General features: G+C 61.3%; 12 protein-coding genes. 3 read left to right on the top strand and 9 right to left on the bottom strand.

What is annotated here, in order from left to right:
• Positions 1-101: 101 nt before the first annotated feature.
• The 6 genes from E3N85_RS00195 to E3N85_RS00170 all read right to left on the bottom strand — a co-directional run bounded on the left by E3N85_RS00195 (position 102) and on the right by E3N85_RS00170 (position 6,779).
• A complete protein-coding gene (locus tag E3N85_RS00195; protein ID WP_241978225.1) occupies positions 102-2,546 on the bottom strand; it encodes an HAD-IC family P-type ATPase in 2,445 nt (814 codons plus the stop codon).
• Positions 2,547-3,021: 475 nt separating this feature from the next.
• Positions 3,022-3,675, bottom strand: coding sequence for a DedA family protein (locus E3N85_RS00190; protein ID WP_134458208.1), 654 nt, complete (start codon positions 3,673-3,675; stop codon positions 3,022-3,024).
• Between the two features lie 89 nt (positions 3,676-3,764).
• Entirely contained in the window at positions 3,765-4,568 is an 804-nt protein-coding gene (locus tag E3N85_RS00185; protein WP_198412020.1) for a hypothetical protein, read from the bottom strand.
• Positions 4,569-4,699: 131 nt separating this feature from the next.
• Positions 4,700-5,743 carry a sensor histidine kinase KdpD gene (locus E3N85_RS00180; RefSeq protein WP_134458204.1) on the bottom strand — a complete coding sequence of 348 codons (1,044 nt, stop codon included), beginning with the start codon at positions 5,741-5,743 and terminating at the stop codon, positions 4,700-4,702.
• Entirely contained in the window at positions 5,715-5,900 is a 186-nt protein-coding gene (locus E3N85_RS17050; protein WP_370288920.1) for a helix-turn-helix domain-containing protein, read from the bottom strand. Before E3N85_RS17050 ends, E3N85_RS00180 begins: the two co-directional genes overlap by 29 nt.
• A 126-nt stretch (positions 5,901-6,026) precedes the next feature.
• Complete coding sequence (locus E3N85_RS00170) at positions 6,027-6,779, bottom strand: phosphatase PAP2 family protein (protein ID WP_134458202.1); 753 nt, start codon at positions 6,777-6,779, stop codon at positions 6,027-6,029.
• A 650-nt stretch (positions 6,780-7,429) separates the two neighbouring features.
• Here E3N85_RS00170 and E3N85_RS00165 point away from each other — a divergent pair.
• Positions 7,430-8,665 (top strand): acyltransferase, encoded by a 1,236-nt coding sequence (locus E3N85_RS00165; RefSeq protein ID WP_166783812.1) that lies wholly within the window; start codon positions 7,430-7,432, stop codon positions 8,663-8,665.
• Between the two features lie 292 nt (positions 8,666-8,957).
• Here E3N85_RS00165 and E3N85_RS00160 read toward each other — a convergent pair whose 3' ends face one another.
• The 3 genes from E3N85_RS00160 to E3N85_RS00155 all read right to left on the bottom strand — a co-directional run bounded on the left by E3N85_RS00160 (position 8,958) and on the right by E3N85_RS00155 (position 13,073).
• A complete protein-coding gene (locus E3N85_RS00160; RefSeq protein WP_241978224.1) occupies positions 8,958-10,250 on the bottom strand; it encodes an esterase family protein in 1,293 nt (430 codons plus the stop codon).
• Positions 10,251-10,295: 45 nt separating this feature from the next.
• Positions 10,296-10,469, bottom strand: coding sequence for a hypothetical protein (locus E3N85_RS16140; protein WP_166783811.1), 174 nt, complete (start codon positions 10,467-10,469; stop codon positions 10,296-10,298).
• 90 nt (positions 10,470-10,559) lie between these two features.
• A complete protein-coding gene (locus E3N85_RS00155) occupies positions 10,560-13,073 on the bottom strand; it encodes a glycosyltransferase (RefSeq protein ID WP_134458198.1) in 2,514 nt (837 codons plus the stop codon).
• Positions 13,074-13,247: 174 nt separating this feature from the next.
• On the opposite strand from E3N85_RS00155, the gene E3N85_RS00150 reads away from it, so the two are divergent.
• A complete protein-coding gene (locus E3N85_RS00150; RefSeq protein WP_134458196.1) occupies positions 13,248-15,746 on the top strand; it encodes a glycosyltransferase in 2,499 nt (832 codons plus the stop codon).
• A 326-nt stretch (positions 15,747-16,072) separates the two neighbouring features.
• A complete protein-coding gene (locus E3N85_RS00145) occupies positions 16,073-17,416 on the top strand; it encodes an esterase family protein (RefSeq protein WP_134458194.1) in 1,344 nt (447 codons plus the stop codon).
• The last annotated feature ends 251 nt before the right edge of the window (positions 17,417-17,667 follow it).

The raw sequence follows: 17,667 nt of genomic DNA, 5'->3' as shown, positions 1-17,667 counted from the left end.
GATCGCTAAGTGCTGATTGCCTCAGGCCTGAGCACTTAGGCGTTGTCAGAGTGTGATGATTCTTGGCGGCCCGGGTGCACCTCGCGCTCAGCGGTGCGAGCTCAGCCTCCGGGCGAGTCCGGATTGCGTCTTTGACGGATTCGTTGGATGATTTCGATTCCTAAACACCCTGCGATTGCTACGCCAATAGCTACGGCTAGGAGGTCGCCAGTTGGAAGCTCGAGGTCGAAGAAATCGCGGATGATGGGCACTGTGAGACAGGCGAACAATCCGAGGTACATGATCGCGAGGATCAGTGTCCGCCATCGGTTTAATGGCCGGATCAGTGCGGCCAACACCCAGAGGCCTGCCAGGGATACAGCGATGAAGGATGCTGTTTGGGCGGCGTCCTGAGTATTGCCGACGGTGACACGCGAGTATGCGTCGACAGCCAGGATTACCACGCTGATGACGACTCCGGCGGGGATGGAGAATGCCAACGAGCGTCGCAGGAATCCTGGGATGTACCTGCGCTCGTTGGGCAGAAGCGTCAGGAAAAACGCGGGGATACCAATCGTCAGCCCATCGGCGGCGGACAGTTGGCGGGGCAAGAATGGGAATTCCCAGAGCAATAGACCGAAGGCCAAGCTGAGCAGTACGGCGTACGCGGTTTTCGTTAGGAAGAGTTTCGAGACCAGTTCGACGTTCGCGATCACGCGTCGTCCTTCGGCCACCACTTTGGGCAGGTGGGAGAACTCGCCATCAAGCAGTACCAACCGGGACACCGCTTTCGTGGCGTCAGCGCCGGATCCCATAGCAATTCCGATGTCCGCTTGTTTGAGCGCGAGGGCATCGTTCACTCCGTCGCCCGTCATCGCCACGACATGCCCGCGTCGTTGCAAGGCATTGACCATGTCTCTTTTCTGGGTCGGAGTGACTCTGCCGAACACGTGGTGCTGTTCGAGCACTTCCTCCATCGATGCCAAGTCCTCAGGCAATGTCCGGGCATCGTAGCCATCGCCCTCGAATTGCAGGCCGACTGCGCGGGCCACAGCCGCTACCGTGAGCGGATTATCCCCAGAAATCACCCGAAGCCGGACCCCCTGTTCTTGAAAGTAGCTCAGAGTCTGCGCAGCGTCGGGACGCACCTTTTCCCGAAATGTGACGATTGCCACCGCGCGTAAGCCATCAGGTAGCCGTTCCTGTGCAGCCTCGGACACGTTCATCGGATGGAGGGTATGGGTCAGTGCCAGCGTCCGCTTGCCCTCACCGGCGAGTCCCGCCGCGGTGCGCAAGACCGCGACGTCGTCGGAAACAGAGGTGTTCAGAATCATTTCCGGAGCTCCGAGTACCCAAGTTCCCGCGGTGTCCTCGGCGTCGAATGCGGCGGATCCCCATTTTCGCGTCGAGTTGAAGGGCAGTACGGACAGGGGTCGCAGCCCCCCGGCATCGTCGAACTCGACGGCCAGGGCGCGGGCTGTGGCGTTGGCGTTGGCGTTGGCGTCCGCGCCGAACCACCCGAGAACCTGACGCCACCGGGGAACTGATGGGACCTGAATTTCCAGTACGTCGTCGAAGACAACGGACCCTTCGGTGAGCGTGCCCGTCTTATCCAGGCAGACCACGTCGACCCGGGCTAGACCCTCCACGGCCGGCAGCTCCTGGACCAGCACTTGGTTGCGTGCCAGTTTCACGGCCGCCAGCGCGAAGGTGACGCTCGTAATCAGTACCAGGCCCTGGGGAATCATACTGATTGTGCTGGCCGTGGCGCTGACCACGCCCTGTCGCCATGTGCCGGTCTCAATCGCCTGAGTCCACCCTCCCAGCGCCTTCATCTGACCATTGACGACCAACGCGGTAAGCGGGACGAGAGCCCAGCTGATCCAACGAATTATGCGATTTATCCCATTGCGCAGCTCCGAGTTGACCAAGGAGAACTGCTTCGCCTCCCTCGTCAGCTGATTGGCAAAAGAGTCCGCGCCCACCCGTACGACTCTGGCCCGGCCGTACCCCGCCACGACCGCCGAACCGGACAGCACGTCCCCCTGAACAGTCAGCGCGACCGGGTCGGCTTCTCCCGTCAACAGGGATTGATCAATTTCGAGGGCGTCGGCCTGCAAAACAGTGGCGTCGGCGGAAACTTGATCGCCGGCTCGGAGCACCAAGACATCGTCCAAAACAACGTCCGCAACAGCAATCTCCGTCACACGTCCCTCTCTCAACACGCGCGCGTGCGGTGCGTGGAAGAGGGTGAGCTTGTCGAGTGTGCGTTTTGCGCGGTATTCCTGAACGACACCGATGAGCACATTGGCAATGACGGCTAGTCCAAAAAGTGAATCCTGCCACTGTCCTAGCGCGAGCAGGAGAATGAAGGATCCTCCCACGATTGCGTTGAACAAGGTGAAGAGATTGCCGCGCAGGATGTGCCACAGGCTCCGGCTCGAATCCGCAGCCACCCGGTTGTCCAAGCCCGCCTCGACCCGAAGTCTCACGTCGTTCTCACTCAGACCGACGTCGAGCAGCCGCTTCGCGTCGAGGAGGGGAAGCGCCCGCCGCGCCGCTTGCAACGTCCGCTCCCGGGCTGCCGTTCGTTCTGTCATCCGTTCTGCATCCCTCCGATCCAGCGGCTGGAACTATCGAGCAAACTCAATGAAATATGGAACCAGAGTGGTACTGAATGTAAAATAAGGCACAGACAATGGACTAACTTGACGTGCCGTCGCAGTGAAGTTTCTCAGACGATAGCCAGGTATGGGATTGTCACTGTGACTGTGCAGCCGCCTTGTGGCTGATTCTCAAAGTGAACCGAATCGTTCGCCCGACCTGATGCCCGCTGTTACGCATTCTCGACCACGATCGCGGTCTGGATTCACGGTCCTATTCCTGATGCTTCTGCGGGAAACCCCACCGCATTCCGGTCGGGTCGGGCTCAGGGTGACGGCCATAGTTTCGACCCTAGACCGTCGCCGATGAGACCACGATGGGGCACCCTACAACCCCATGGTTCCGGACGGTCGGCGCGGCAGGAGAGCCCGCTGATGGTCACACCCGAGAATTCTGACGGCGTGAGACGACGGTACGGATGATGATGGGCACCACGGAGAGTATGACGATGACGATCAGTACGAGGTCGATGTATTGCGCCGCGAAGTCGGCGACACCCGGGATCTGAGCCAGCCCGAATCCCAGAAGCAGAACCCCGGTCGCCCACAGCACAGCACCGACGATGTTGAACATTGTGAACACCCGCCGGGGCATTTTGCCGACGCCAGCCGCGACGGGCGCGAAGGTGCGCACGACGGGAACGAAGCGGGCGATCGTGACGGCCGCCGGTCCGAACCGATCAAAGAAGCCCTGCGTTCGCGCAACGCTTGCGCGGCTGAACAGGCCGGAGTCGCGGCGGTCGAATATGCGCCGGCCCGTCGTGCGCCCGATCGTGTAGCCGAGCTGGTCGCCCAGCACGGCCGACAGGGCAATTGCCGGGATGACGACCCAGAGCGGCTGGCTGATCACCCCGCTGAATGTGAGAACGCCGGTGAAGAACAGCAGGGTATCGCCGGGCAGGAAGAACCCGACGAGTAGGCCGGTCTCCACGAACACGATCGCGCAGACCACGACGAGGCCCCAGACGCCGGCACCGGAGATCACCGATTGCGGGTCCAGAAATCCGGAGGTGGGCAGTGCGGTTATGGTCATAGTATTCATGCTGCAATGGCTCTCTTTGAGTTTTCTGAAGACCGGCCCGGCATCCGCTGTCGCACGCGGTAGTGAGACGACGTGGTGGTTTAGACGGTGGCCGTCAACTGGGGGTCTGTGGTGCGTGCGCGGCGGGTGAGCACCATGACCAGGATGAGGATTACGGCCAGGAAGAGCACGCTGGTTCCCGTGGTTCCGAGCCCCAGCCCGCCGTCGGCAACGGGCTGGGAAAGCAGATCGCCGGTGGACGCGCCCAGCGGGCGGGTCAGGATGTAGGCGATCCAGAAACCGAGCACAGCATTGAGGTGGAAGACGAAGTACGCAACGGCGACCAGCGCGATGGCGGCGGCGAAGACGAGCAGGGCGACGAGGAAGCCCAGATTGAGTCCCTCAGCGACGAGGTCACCGGCCGCGGTGCCGAGGGCGAACGTGAACAACACGGCCAGCCAGTAGAAGGTCTCCCGGCGGGTCGTGAAGATGGAGTGGATCGAGAGAGTCTTCTCTGAAATGGCCCAAACGGTGAAGGTCGCCGCGAGTGCGACGGCGAAGACGACCGTCGTCACCCACAGAGGCACGCCGAGGCTATCGGTGAGGTTATCGGTGATCAGAGTACCCACGACGCTGATCAGCACCACGGCCAGCCAATAAACGGCCGGGGTGTATTTATGCAATCTGAACTGCACGACGAGCGCGGCAACGAGCAGGACCGCCATGATCACCGAAGTGATCGAAAGGCCCAAACCGAGGTCGACGTTGAGGAAATCCGCGGCGGTCTCCCCCACGGTGGTCGCAAGCACCTTGATCACCCAGAAGATGAGGGTCACCTCGGGCACCTTGGTCAGGATGTGCCGCGCGGGTGAAACGGTGGCGGAGCGGGTTGAGGTCGTGGACAAGTGTTCCTCCTTGGATGGGGTCGGTAGCACTAGCGAACACGGCGTCGTCTAAGACTTCTCACAGAAGCCAATAATCGCCGCAGGAGATCTACGAATTCGCGGTCATTCGCTCGACGAACGACTTGCGTCGGTCACAGCGCAGATCGGGTCTGCTTCGCGCGCGGAACGGTGAGGCAAAGTGCTGTGCCCGCGGCAGTGCTAGTGACGACGTGCACGGATCCGCCGTAGCGCACGGCAATTTCTCGTACGAGGGACAGACCGATTCCAAACCCGGTGCGGGCCTCATCGCCGTCGGCATCCGGCGGCGCGGAGTGGGCGAACCGATCGAAGATGCGGGCGTGGTCGATGCCGCGGATGCCGGGGCCGCGATCGTGCACGGTGACCGCCACCGTCTTCTTGGTCACGGCCACGGCCACCGTGATGGCCGAGTCGCGGGGGGTGAACCGCACAGCGTTATCCAGTAGCGCCACTACGCATCGGGTGATGCTGGATGCTGGCACCCGCACGGGCCCGGGCTGAGGAGCATCAAGTTCGATGGTGATGTGTTTGTCGATGGCGATGAGTGCCATCGACTGCACCGCGGCATCAACGGCAGCGACCAGATCGACAACGGCGGTGTCGTGCACTGCAGCGCCGCCGATTTCGGCCGATTCGAGAAGCTCGTTGACGATGTGGATGAGGTCCTTCGCGTCGCTGCGCAAGTCCGCGACGACCGAGGAGGACGGGTCGCCTGTTGGCAGGGCGCGTTGCAGAATTTGCAGGCGGGCATCGAGCACCGCGAGCGGGGTGCGCAGTTCATGGCTCGCGTCCGCGACGAAGGCCCGCTGGATGCGCAGCACCTCACCAAGGGGTTGCACAGCCCGATGAGTGACCTGCCAACTCAACACACCGGCCAGAACGATCAGGGCCACGCCCAACACTCCGGCAGCGCGCAGCAGCTTCCCAGCGCTGATCTGCAGGTTGTCGGTGTCCGGCACCGGTTCAAACAGCTCGCCGGGCAAAATTTCGGAAAGGATGTAGACAAAAACGGCAACGATGACCACCGCGACGACGCCAGCGCACGCGATCGCGATTCGGGTGCCGACGATCCGGGAGGCCCGACGGATGGCGAGGGTATCGCTGTCGATGACGGGGATTTTCGGCCGGTCATGGTTGTCCCAAGCGGTAGTCCTCACCGCGCACGGTGAGGACTATGTCCATGTCGGTCTTGCGCCGAAGATAGTGCACGCAGGTTTCCACCGTTCCGGCAGTGGCCGCAGGGCTGAAACCGGTTTGCAGTATTTGTTGGTCGGAGAACGTGCGTTGCGGGGCATCCGCTAGAAGTTCGAGCAGTTCGTCCTCCTTGACCGACAGCTGGACACGCCCGTCGTACGGGGAATAGATCGTTCGACCGCCGGCGACCGGGGTGGCATCGTCGACTTCCGTGAGCCCGTCCTTTCATAGGGGCCGAGCCTGGGATCATCCTCGATCACACGCAGTCGGAGTCGCACCATGATCTGAGCGGGCATCCGACATTTTTCTGTAGTCGGGTCCAGCGTGAAGGCCGGAGCGACGTACGCTCCAGTGCGCCAGTAGCAGCGTCCAGGCCGCGTTCACCAGTGCCACAGCAGCGATCGAGTACACGATCGACGCCACCACATCGGACGGATAATGCACCCCCAAATACACTCGGGATGCTGCCGTGGCGAGCACGATCACCGCGGTCGTTCCGATCACAAACGGATGCCATCGGTGACCGGCCGTGACAAGGACGATCCCGAGCAGGAAGCAGGCGGCGAAGCTGCTGTGACCGCTGGGAAAACTGAGCCCCCCCGGTTCGCGCAGCAGGATGTGCGCGAGCGACGGAATATCACGTCGTGCCCGGTGCACCAGCAACTTGATCACGTCGGCGCCCAACGTAGGAATCATCACAACCAACAGGAAGTGGATCGCCGCACCACGTCGCCGGGTGGCAACCAGCACCGATCCGGCTGCCAGCAATACGAGAACCGCGCCCACGGCCGGGCTGAATAGCCAGTCAATACCCAGGGCCACCGCGTCGAGTGGCGCGGTGTGGACAGTATTCACCTGTCGAAGCAAATCCATCTCCACGGCCGTCCATCCCGCCGATCCACTCAGCACGAACCCGCTGATGATGACGGCGAGGATGACTCCGGCTGCGGGAATGGCGGTCCGGGCGAACCGACGGTGTGGTCGGAGATCAATGGTCATTCTCCTAGAGTGACCCCTGACGTCACAGGACCTTCTAAGAATCGTTTCTGCCGGGTTCTTCCCGTCTCAGCGCATTGTGTAGGCCGTTCAAGGGCGAACGGCGGAGACCATCGTCGTCGACGACTCCACAGACGATACCCCGGCCGTCGTGTTGACTGTGGCGGAATCCTCCCCGATCCCGGTGCGGCTCATTCACCGGCTCCAGCCGCATGGCGGTCTGTCCGGTGCTGTGCTGTGCCACGACGCTGGACGATGTCGACCAGCACACAGCACCGGTGGACTCGGACAGTGCTCACTCCCTCGCCAGACGCCACCCGTCTTGTCCTTCCCAGCCTGGAGTTCGTGGCCACATCCTGGCTCCACGTCCCCACCCTTGCGCTGATGGCCGGTGAGATTTTTTTGGGCAGATTTCGCGGCCCGTTACGCCTCCGACAACGCTCCCGTTGCCGCGCTTGTGATGGCGTCCGGCCTGGCTTGGCTTGGCGGCATCAGGGCGTTGGAGAGCCGTGGTTTCGTGAAGTCAGCCAAGTTCACTAGCCACCGCAGCGTGATCTACGAGTTCACCCGTCAGCACACCTCGGCCTGGGATTTCAGGACTTTCGGCCGGTCTCTGCGTGGAACACCCAGAAACAGGCGATAGCCTCCGGCAAGTGACATTACAGACGACAGCCGCGCGACCGTCTTCGTCGGCGCCCGTTCCAACAGGCCGTCTGACTTCCCTGGACGGTTTGCGAGGCGTCGCTGCTCTTGTCGTCATGTTCCACCACCTGTATCTGGTGGCGGTGCCCTCAATCGTGGCCGCCGGCGGATCACAACCGGGAAGCGTCTACTGGTGGGTTTCCCGAACTCCTTTGAAGATCCTCACCGCCGGGTCAGAGGCCGTCCTGGTTTTCTTCGTGCTCAGCGGGCTCGTGGTTGCCCTGCCCGCGCTGCGCAAGTCCCGGTACTCTTGGGCGGGGTTTCTCAGCGGCCGGATCGCGCGCATCTATCTGCCGGTGTGGGCCTCCTTGGCGATCGGCACCGCTCTCATCTGGCTTCTGCCGCGCGACCTTGGGGCGGTGACGCCGGGTTCGTGGCTTGCCACCTCGAACGCAGCATCGACCACGCCGGCATCGCTGCTGAATCAGATGAGCCTCACGGCCGCATCGTATGGCGTGAACAATGTGCTTTGGTCTTTGCGGTGGGAACTCGCGTTCTCGGTGCTCCTGCCGCTGTTCGCGGCGGTCGCGTTCTTGGTCCGGCGTCGCTGGCTGCTCGCATTGTGCGTCGCACTTGCGCTCAGTCTGCTGGGGCTAGTCACCAACATCGATGCCCTCCGCTACCTCCCGGTGTTCTTCGTCGGAACCCTCATGGCGGTGCGCCTGGACGCCATCCGGGAGTGGACACGGAGACGCCTTCAACGCCCGCACGCGCGCTTGTGGGGAATCGTCCTGGTTGTCGGCTCGCTTCTCCTGCTCGTCGCTGGCTGGCTGGCCCAGCCGATCGCCGTGCCGGGAACGCTTCCCGGCCGAGTTTTCACCCAGCTAGCGGTGTGCGGTGCAGCCGGCCTCGTCCTGGCCGCTGTCGGTGTGCCGTTCCTGCGCCGGGCTTTGGAATCCCGCCCGAGCCAGTGGCTCGGGCGAGTGTCGTTCAGCCTCTATCTTGTCCACGTCCCCATCCTGGCCAGCCTCAGCTTCCTGCTCGGTGACGACAAGTGGTGGCTGGTAGCGCTAATCACGATCCCCCTCGCCCTGCTCGTGGCCTGGGGATTTTATCTGGCGTTCGAGCGGCCCTCCCACCGTCTGGCCAGGCATACCTCGCAGATCGTGGCGAGAAACGCGGCCCGGCTCAGCGAGAAGGCCTCCAGGGGCGGGGCACGGATCGCCGTCAAGTTCGCCAGGCGATAGCGCCAGGGTGGTCCACACCGGCGATCGGCCGCGGACGGCGCGCCGGTGGATGTCGGCGGGACGCGTTCAGTCCTTGCCGCGAAGGAGGGTGGTGGCCTGCCGAACGGGGAGGGTGGGAGGGTAAGCCCACACGCTCGGGGCAGATACGGCGACCAAGGTCCGCCAGGACCCCATCAGAGTCAAGAACATAATGCTCGCCGCAACCGGCACGGGACCGCACGCGTCGCGCGAGCATCGCTGCGGTCTTGCGCAACAGGACCGGCCGGGTCCGGAGGTGGAAAGGTATCGTCCATTATTCCAACCCAAGCCGCGCGGCGAGTTCGGGCAGCGCCTCCGCGATCACGTACCGCACAGTGGTCCAGTCGTGTGCCGACTTCGGAGCCTCGATGAGCTTTGTTACCATGCCGGACCGGTCGGCGGCAGCGCGGACGAGGCGCTGATTCTTTTGATACTTGGCGTCGAGTGCGCCCACCCCGAAAATCGCGACGGTGTCTGCGTACGGAGCCCGAGCAGCCAACACGTTGACGGGCTTCACCGCGTCGTAGGCCGCGGTCGAGCCGCCGAAGGCTCTCGCTACCGTGGTCGACCCGATCGTGGGTTCCGCCTCCCCGGAGATGTCGAGGATTGACCGGAAGACCTCCGGATGGCCCGCCCCGAGTTGGATCGAGCACGTTCCGCCCTGTGAGAATCCGCCGACCGCCCAATATCGAGGGTCGTCACTGACCCGAAGATAGGACCGAATCCACTTTGGAACATCCCGGGCGAGGTACGTTTCCGAATTGCCCAGCGGTGAATCGACGCACATCGGATTCTGATTGGCGCGGCCAAGCTGATCGGGGGCGACCACGATTGGCGCGAGGCCGTTGTGGCTGGCTGCGTACGCGTCCATGGTGGAAGCGAGGCGTCCCGCGGTGAACACGGCCGCTGGCGAGCCCGGCTGCCCTGCGAACATCACAAGGACAGGAAGCACGGGTGGGTTCGGGCCGAGAGCGGCAGGCGGCAGGTAGACCAGGGCCCCACGCGCGACGAAACCGGAGGTTGTCCCCGGGATTGTGACGGTTCCGACCGTACCGCGGGTGGGCATGCCGGGGGGAGCCTGCCACGTGCGCCCGATTGCCGGATTCATTGTGCCGGCCCGGCCCGACAAGCGCGACACGTCCATTGGTCCGTAGGGTGAAATACCCAGCGCATCCTGGAGATTGCGATATTCGCCGAAGTCGACATTGATCGCCGCAGCGGTACTGACCAGGATCACGGGGATGGAAACGAGCGCGATCGTCTTTCGCCACCAATTGGTTCCCCACAGGTTTACGATGACCAGCGACAGGGCGGCAATCGCGGCGGAAAACCAGAGTCGCGTGACCAGGGTCAGCGGCAGACCGAAAACATTCCACACGTCGCTGACGAGCCAGGAGACCAGCAAGCCGAGCAGTGCCCCGAGCACCAAAGCCGCCGCGACGCGTGGTATCCAGGATCGCAGGGGAATCCTCACCAGCAGGTAGACCATGAGCACCACGGCAAGGATGTCAATCGGAATCAGGAATGTGCCCGTGTCGATCTGCATGGTGAGAAGCCAATTCAACATGGTTACTACGCTACGACACCGGCGGGTCTGTGAACTCTTGCGCCGTCACATCTCCAGGTGGGTCACTCCGCCGGGCGCTAGCGAAAGGCGCACAACGATGACGGCGACAGTCTGACCGTCCGACCGGTGCTCAACGGTGGCCAGGAAGCCCTCCGCCGTCAGTCCGCGCTGCAACGCGTCGACCATAACGACTTCGTCTTGAACGCGAAGTATTTGCATTGCACTCCCCCACCCGACGAGAACCGGGATGCGCGCGATCGACACAGTCAGCATCCCCTCACGCGGTAAGGAGATGCTGAGCCGCGTTCGTTACTGATTCGTGGGGGTCGCCCCGATGGCACTCTGGAACTGATCCAACGACGCAGCGTTATAGTTCAGGTCGTCGAATTTCGCGGTCGGAACCGATCCGGCCAGGAATGCGCTCATACCCGCTGCCAGCCCCTGCTCTGTGGCCGGCACGATGAGCCCGACACCCTCCGGTAAAGCATCCCGAGCGGAACCGAACGCTACAGTGACGATGGGAAGATTGAGTATAAGTGCTTCGAGTAGCACCATCTGCTGTCCCTCATGGTCGCTGGAGAGCACGAAACAGTCCGCCGCGGCCATGATGGCATATGGGTTCTTCTGGTGCCCCGCAAGTGTCACCGAATCATCGATACCCAGCTCACTGATCAGATCTTCCAAGTGCGTTCTCAGCGGCCCGTCGCCGACGATCACCAATCGGGTGTCAGAACGCTGCACGTGCAGCTGAGCGAAGGCCCGAATTAGCTGCGCGTGGTTCTTTGCAGACGACAATCGCCCAACGGAGACAAAATGCACCAGCGCGGACTTCCCCGCGAGGCCGTTCGCCCAACTGGGCACCTCTCCCGTGGTGCTGACCCGAACGGCTTCCCTGATATCGATGGCGGCATCGCGGCGGACCTGAGCGGCATTTACCAGATTGCGCGCTGACACGAACTTCTCTTGAGGTGCAAATTGGGCAAGCTCGTCGGCATTGATTTCCTCGAGAGCCGGAGAAACGGAGACGAGATGGTCATACTCGCGATACAACGAAAAAATGCTCGTGAGACTTTTCAGCTGCCGGCGTCGCTTGTTGATGCTCCGGTGTGAGTCCGCAGTCATGGTGTTATGCAACCAAATAGACCGTTTCGCAAGCGGCGCATGCAGCATCAGGGTTGCCCAGAGTGGGTCGTACCCGCTGAAGTCGATGGCGTAATCGAACCGACTGCTGCCAAAACACCGCGTCCATTCGTCATCCCACAGTCTCTTCTGCCGAGGATCGTGCGAGTGAGATTTCAGGTCACCGCGGTACCAGTGGAGCCGCCGAATGAAGTGATCAATCTTGGAACCGTTCATCCCCCCAACCCGGACAAATTGGCGGACCGAGGAATGGATTTGCCCTTGCTTCTCCAAGACAGCGGACGCACGACTGTTTGAAAAGACGGCAGAAACGTCGAACCGGTCATGATCGATGGCCGTCAGTAGGTTCAAGGCAGACGTCGTGATACTGTTCGGCCTCAGGCTGCCGACGTGAACAAGTATTGATGGTCGCTCGTCGCGGGCCACGGGCCCCACCGTGTAGCCGTCTCGCCTGCCCCGAAAAACGATGTCGATGACCCGGTCCGTTGCACCGCCATCCTCGTGACCCGAATACTTCTTCCGCATAGCGAGGTATCTCGGGGTGATTTCAGTTCGCTGCCCAGAACGAGCGATCAAGTTCAACTCAACGGCAAGTTCCCTCACGGTTCGCACCACTGGCCCCGGCCATTCCTCCGGCTCCATATACAGGCCGCGGTACCCCGCGTAGTCGCGGATATCCGGAGTCAGGAATGCGATGGGTCGCCCAGTTGCCAGGAAATCGAAAAAAGTACTTGAGTAATCGGTTACGAGAATGTCTGTTGCAGCTAGGACAGCGTTCGTCGGGATTTCGTTGGGCACCAGCCGCCCCTGAAATTCTGCGCGCTCTGCGGCGAATTTATACACCACCTGATGAACCTTGAGGAGGACAACGTATTGGTTCGTATCTATCAGCGCTTCCAGTTCGGTCACCCGACTGATCAGCTCGTCCGCGTCGTCTTTGGGCTTGGCGAACGACTCCCCTTTCCATGTCGGCGCGTAAAGGATGATCTTCCGCCCGTCGATCGGTAGGCCGGCCCCTCCGAGTCGGTGAGTTATCGATGCGACACCGCTCGAATCCGTGAACTGATGGTCGATCCGTGGATACCCCTCCTCGATGATGTCGCCTCGGTAGATATTGCGCAACAGATGAGCGTTTTCATACATCTGCTCGGTCATAAAGCGGTTTGCCGCGAGTAAATAGTCTGCGGAGAGGAAGTTCCGGATCACATTGCCTACTCTTGAGGCGTGATCACCGATGTCATAGCCCATGCGTTTCAAGGGAGTGCCATGCCAGGTGTTGAGGTAGACCTGCCCGCCGCGCTTGCTGAATTGCACCGGGAAAGTTGCGTTGTTGATGAGGTACCCGCTTGTGGCCAAGGCTCGGTAGTAGCCCAGTGAGTCGGGACGAACAAATCGCACTGATGGATCAGCAGCAAATTCATGGACGACGGTGAGGTTTTCTCGCTCGTTCGCGAGCACCCAGACATGCTTGAGGTGCGTGAAATCAGGTGCCGCACGCAAACCTCGAAAGATCGCCTCGGGGTTGTCCAGCAGGCCGTTGCCGGAGAACGACTCATAGAGGACGACGCTCCGATCGATCGGACGCCTGCGCCAGAACGCGTAGACCTCGGATACAGCGGCCCGGCGAAGCCTGCTGACGAACCGTTTGACACGGACAAGAACGGTACGCGGCAGGATCTGCATTTCTTCATAGTATCCAGCGCTCACAGTTGACATAGTCTCTCAAATTGCCCAACAGCAAGCCGACGCTGATGTGTGAGACGATTCCAGCGTGGAATCGAAGGAATGCTGGCGAGCCCGAACAGTATGAAGACCACATGCTCCAACGAGGTATAGCGCGATAGGACACTAATACGGATGAAAAGCCTTATTTCACGGGCCAACCGATTCGTCCACTCCCAATTCCACGCCCATTGGCGCACCGAACCGATCAAACCGGGAACGGTCCTCTACGAGTCGTTCAATGGCAACGGAATGCTCTGCAATCCGGAGGCGATCTTCCGCCAGCTTCTGGCAACGCCGGACATGCGCCAGCTCAGACACATTTGGGTCCTCGCTGACCTACGCCAATTTCGCTCGACGGTAGCGGAGTTCGCGGGAGCGCGAAACGTGACGTTCGTGCGCTACGGGACACCGTCGTACTACCGTGCCCTTGCCACGAGCGAATACCTCATTAACAATGCGACCTTCCCGCCCCAATTCAGCAAGAGACCTGGCCAGACGTACCTCAACACCTGGCATGGCACGCCCTTGAAGCGCATGGGCTACGACATCGACCGTGGTGCGCTGGGAACAGCCAATATCATCCGGAATTTTGTTGCCGCTGACTATCTGCTCGCCGCAAACCCGTTCATGGCCGAGCTGATGTACGAGAAGGCGTACAAGCTCAGCGGCATCTCCCGCAGCCTGATCATCGAGGAAGGGTATCCACGGATCGACCGGCAGGCGCTCGACACGGACAGCGTTGCGGCTGGCCGAGCACGTCTGAATTCCGCGGGCATCCCTCTCGGTGACCGCACGATCGTGCTCTACGCACCGACCTGGAAGGGGGCGTCCTTTGCCCGGCCCGAGGACGATATCGACCAGCTGCTCGATCACATTGCCCGGCTAACGGCGCAGATTGACACCAGCAAGTACGTGGTACTCCTCAAAACGCACCAGATCGTTCACGCCCTGGCCAGATCCCGGCCCGAACTCTCGCGCCTGCTCGTGCCGAACAACATTCCAACCAATGTCGTCCTTGGCCTCACCGGAGTCCTCATCACAGACTATTCGAGCATCTTCTTTGATTTCCTGGCCACTGGCCGCCCGATCCTCTTCTTCACCCCGGACCTTGCGGACTATTCAGACAGTCGCGGCCTCTATTTCGAGCCCGAAGACTGGCCCGGTCCGGTCTGCCGAACCACCGACGAGTTGGCGGTTGAGCTCGCTGAAATCCTCGTGACGGGTACCCTTCCAGCTGGCTCAGCCGCACGTTATCGCACGAGCCAGCAGGAATTTTGCGGCCAGGAAGATGGGCGGGTGAGTGCACGGATCATCGACATCGTCTTCCGCGGCAACGCCCGTAGACACCACGTCCGACCCGCAGTTTCCCAGAACCGCCCATCAATTCTGATGTACCTGGGCGGGATGCGCTCAAATGGGATAACCACATCCGCTCTCAACCTGCTCAACAACATCGACCACTCCCGGTTCGACGTATCTGCCTGCTTCATCCAGAGCAAAGCGCCCGCCTCGATTGACAACCAACTCGCGATCAATCCCGCCGTTCGCCAGTTCCCACGCGTCGGCGGAATGAACGGCTCCGCGCTCGATCAGCTGGCCCGGCATCTCGACTTTCGTCGAGGCAGAATCAGCCGGCACCAGGACCAACCCACACAGAAAACTCTGTGGGACGACGAATGGACGCGATGTTTCGGCGACAGTCACTTTGACTTCGTCGTCGACTTCAGCGGCTATGGTCCGTTCTGGGCCGCCCTGCTTCTTCATTCCCCTGAGTCGATTCGCTCAATCTGGCTCCACAACGACCTGGCCGCCGATGCTCATCGCAAGATCACGGGCAAGAAGAGAATGCTGCACAGCCTCACCCAGATTTTCACGCTCTACGAGCAGTACGACCACCTCGTGTCTGTCTCGCCCACACTGTCGGCAATCAACAATCGCCAACTTGCCCCGTATGCAGCCCCGGCAAAATTCACGTTCGCACTGAATACGGCAGATGCCAAACAAATCCTCAGCGCCGCCAGCCAGGATCTGCGGGAGACGACTCGGAACTTAGAGACCGGGATAACTCCTGATTGGGTGGAGGTCCTCCTCGCCGACGATAAGACAACGAACTTTGTTTCAGTGGGGAGACTATCCCCCGAAAAGAATCAGGCACGCCTCATCCGCGCGTTCAACATCGTCCATACAGCAACGCCGACAACGCGACTCGTGCTCGTTGGAGATGGTCCGCTCAGAGGCCAGCTAGAGTCCCTGATCAGAAAGCTGGGGCTTGAAGAGTCAGTCATTCTCACGGGTGAGATACCCAATCCGTACACCGTACTTGCCGCATCGGACTGCTTCGCCCTCTCCAGCAACTACGAAGGCCAGCCCATGGTCATCCTCGAGGCGCTGGTACTCGGTCTACCGATCGTGACAGTCGAATTCGAGTCGGTGAAGAATGCACTCCCGCCCGGCTTCGGATTGGTCGTGCCGCAAACTGACGAGGACCTCGCCGAGGGACTCAACGCGTTTCTCACCGGGGAGGTACCATCGGGCACATTCGATCACGCTGCATACACCCGACTGGCCGTCGAGCAGTTCTACAGTGCGATCGGCGCCGCCAGACCCGAAGATCTCACTCAACAGATGTGACGGCGGTCAAACCCACAAATGCGCTCCACGCCACAGGGTGGCTTCGATCGGAAATATCCGCGCCACCTCCGCCTGTCGGCCATTTCATCGAACTATGTCGCACGTACGGTATCTCTTCCACCCCGTGGGCCTCAGTAGAAGGAGCCTGTCAGGTGGCTCTCAACCACGCCAACAGTGGCTCTGAACGGCACGATCCGCGGGTGGAGCAACGGGTCTGACCCGCACCACACCTGCACCCCTGAGGGGCGAATATTCATGTCAGAGTCGCCCCTGGAGCCACAATTGCAGCCCACAGCAGTAGAGTTTCGGCGAGCTATTTTCCATCTATGGGAACTGAGCCCACAAGCGACGGCGCAGAAAGGACACTCATCAACGATCTCAGCACATCCCTGCTACGCATCGATATCGTCAATGGCCCGCTGCTGTATGTTGTGCTTGGCCTGGCCAGTATGCAGCTCCTGTATCTTTTACTGCGCGCCCCGACCAAAACGTGGATCTTGACGGTCGTGATCGCGGTCGCCGGCGGCGTCAGCGTCGCCGGCGTGACATGGTTCGTTGTGGTGACGATCGTTGACGCTTTCGGAATGTCGCCCGGTCTGGTCAGTTTTCTCTGGTTTGCCGGGACTTGCACGGCGGTAGCAATTGCTATAGCAAATTTTTGGAAGTCGCGCCTGCATCGCAAGATCGCGGCCGCGGCATCCGTCATGCTCTTCCTTATGGCTGGAACGCTAGCGATCAATGCGAGCTTTGGGCTAAACCGCACGTTGGGGTCGCTCTTCGGGATGACGACAGAGTCGGCAATCGCGCTACCCACCGTCAGCGGGCCCAAGGAAAGCGGGCCGCTCTACCAGAGCTGGGAGGCTCCGGCCGATCTACCCGTAAAGGGTACGACCGGTAGCCAAATCATTCCTAACACGGTCTCGGGATACACCTCCCGGCCGGCCGGGATTTACCTACCGCCCGCGGCGCTCATCTCCAACGCGCCGGCCTTGCCACTAGTCATCTTCCTCATGGGGCAGCCCGGTAACCCCGATCCGTCCTTCATCGCGGCGACACTCGACCGTGATGCTGCCGCTCACGGCGGTCTTGCACCGATCGTCATCGTCGCGGACCAGCTTGGCGACCCCTCGAAGGATCCGCTGTGTCTTGATACGCCGAACTACGGCAACGCGGAGACCTTCATCACCACGGATGTCGTCAACTGGGCGAAAAAGAACCTGAACATCATCAACGACCCACGGTATTGGACCATCGCCGGGTACTCGAACGGCGGACAGTGCGCTATCTCCCTCGCCGTCAAACACCCAGACCTATTCGCGAACGTCGTGGACATCTCCGGCGAGGAATTCGCCGGATCAGAGATCGAGGCATCGACGCTCGCCGATGTCTTCCACGGTGACCAAGCCGCCTATGACGCGGTGAAGCCTCTCAACCTGCTCGCCTCAAAGAGATTCTCCGACACAGTCGCCATATTCACCGTTGGGTCCAACGACGCAGGATTTATACCCGGACAGCAACGGATGGCGTCCGCGGCCTCGGCAGCAGGAATGACGGTTACGTATTGGGAATCTCCCAACGGCGGGCACGCACTTCCGGCCCTCACTGACGGTCTCGACGAGGCATTCGTCGTGCTCTACCCGCGGCTCGGGCTCGCGCCGCCCACCGCCTGAACCAGTCACCAACTGAGAACAGGGCCACTGTCGTTTAGTTCCAGGGCGTCGTAGTTGTGGCAGGTCGGTGTTGCGTGAGGCGCTAGCTCACGCCTTTGAAGCTGATTACGTCGGCGTGGTGAACGATGCGATCGATCATGGCGGAGGCGATGACTACGTGAGCCCCTCGTGTGCGCCGTTTGCTTTTAGGAAAGCTCGAAGCGTACTCCTCGGGTGTTCGACCAGGTCCCGCGGCCTGGTGCTCCCACACG

Source organism: Cryobacterium sp. Hz9 (assembly GCF_004402825.1).
Classification (GTDB): domain Bacteria; phylum Actinomycetota; class Actinomycetes; order Actinomycetales; family Microbacteriaceae; genus Cryobacterium; species Cryobacterium gelidum.
The sequence above is the reverse complement of the archived record's forward strand: the minus strand, read 5'-3'. Positions and strand labels throughout refer to the sequence as shown.

What these genes read in the sequence shown, in the direction of transcription:
- E3N85_RS00190 (WP_134458208.1), bottom strand. Translation starts at nt 3,675, where the DNA reads ATGACCATAACCGCACTGCCCACCTCCGGATTTCTGGACCCGCAATCG.
- E3N85_RS16140 (WP_166783811.1), bottom strand. Translation starts at nt 10,469, where the DNA reads ATGCAAATACTTCGCGTTCAAGACGAAGTCGTTATGGTCGACGCGTTG.
- E3N85_RS00155 (WP_134458198.1), bottom strand. Translation starts at nt 13,073, where the DNA reads ATGCAGATCCTGCCGCGTACCGTTCTTGTCCGTGTCAAACGGTTCGTC.
- E3N85_RS00160 (WP_241978224.1), bottom strand. Translation starts at nt 10,250, where the DNA reads ATGTTGAATTGGCTTCTCACCATGCAGATCGACACGGGCACATTCCTG.
- E3N85_RS00145 (WP_134458194.1), top strand. Translation starts at nt 16,073, where the DNA reads ATGGGAACTGAGCCCACAAGCGACGGCGCAGAAAGGACACTCATCAAC.
- E3N85_RS00170 (WP_134458202.1), bottom strand. Translation starts at nt 6,779, where the DNA reads ATGACCATTGATCTCCGACCACACCGTCGGTTCGCCCGGACCGCCATT.
- E3N85_RS00150 (WP_134458196.1), top strand. Translation starts at nt 13,248, where the DNA reads ATGAAAAGCCTTATTTCACGGGCCAACCGATTCGTCCACTCCCAATTC.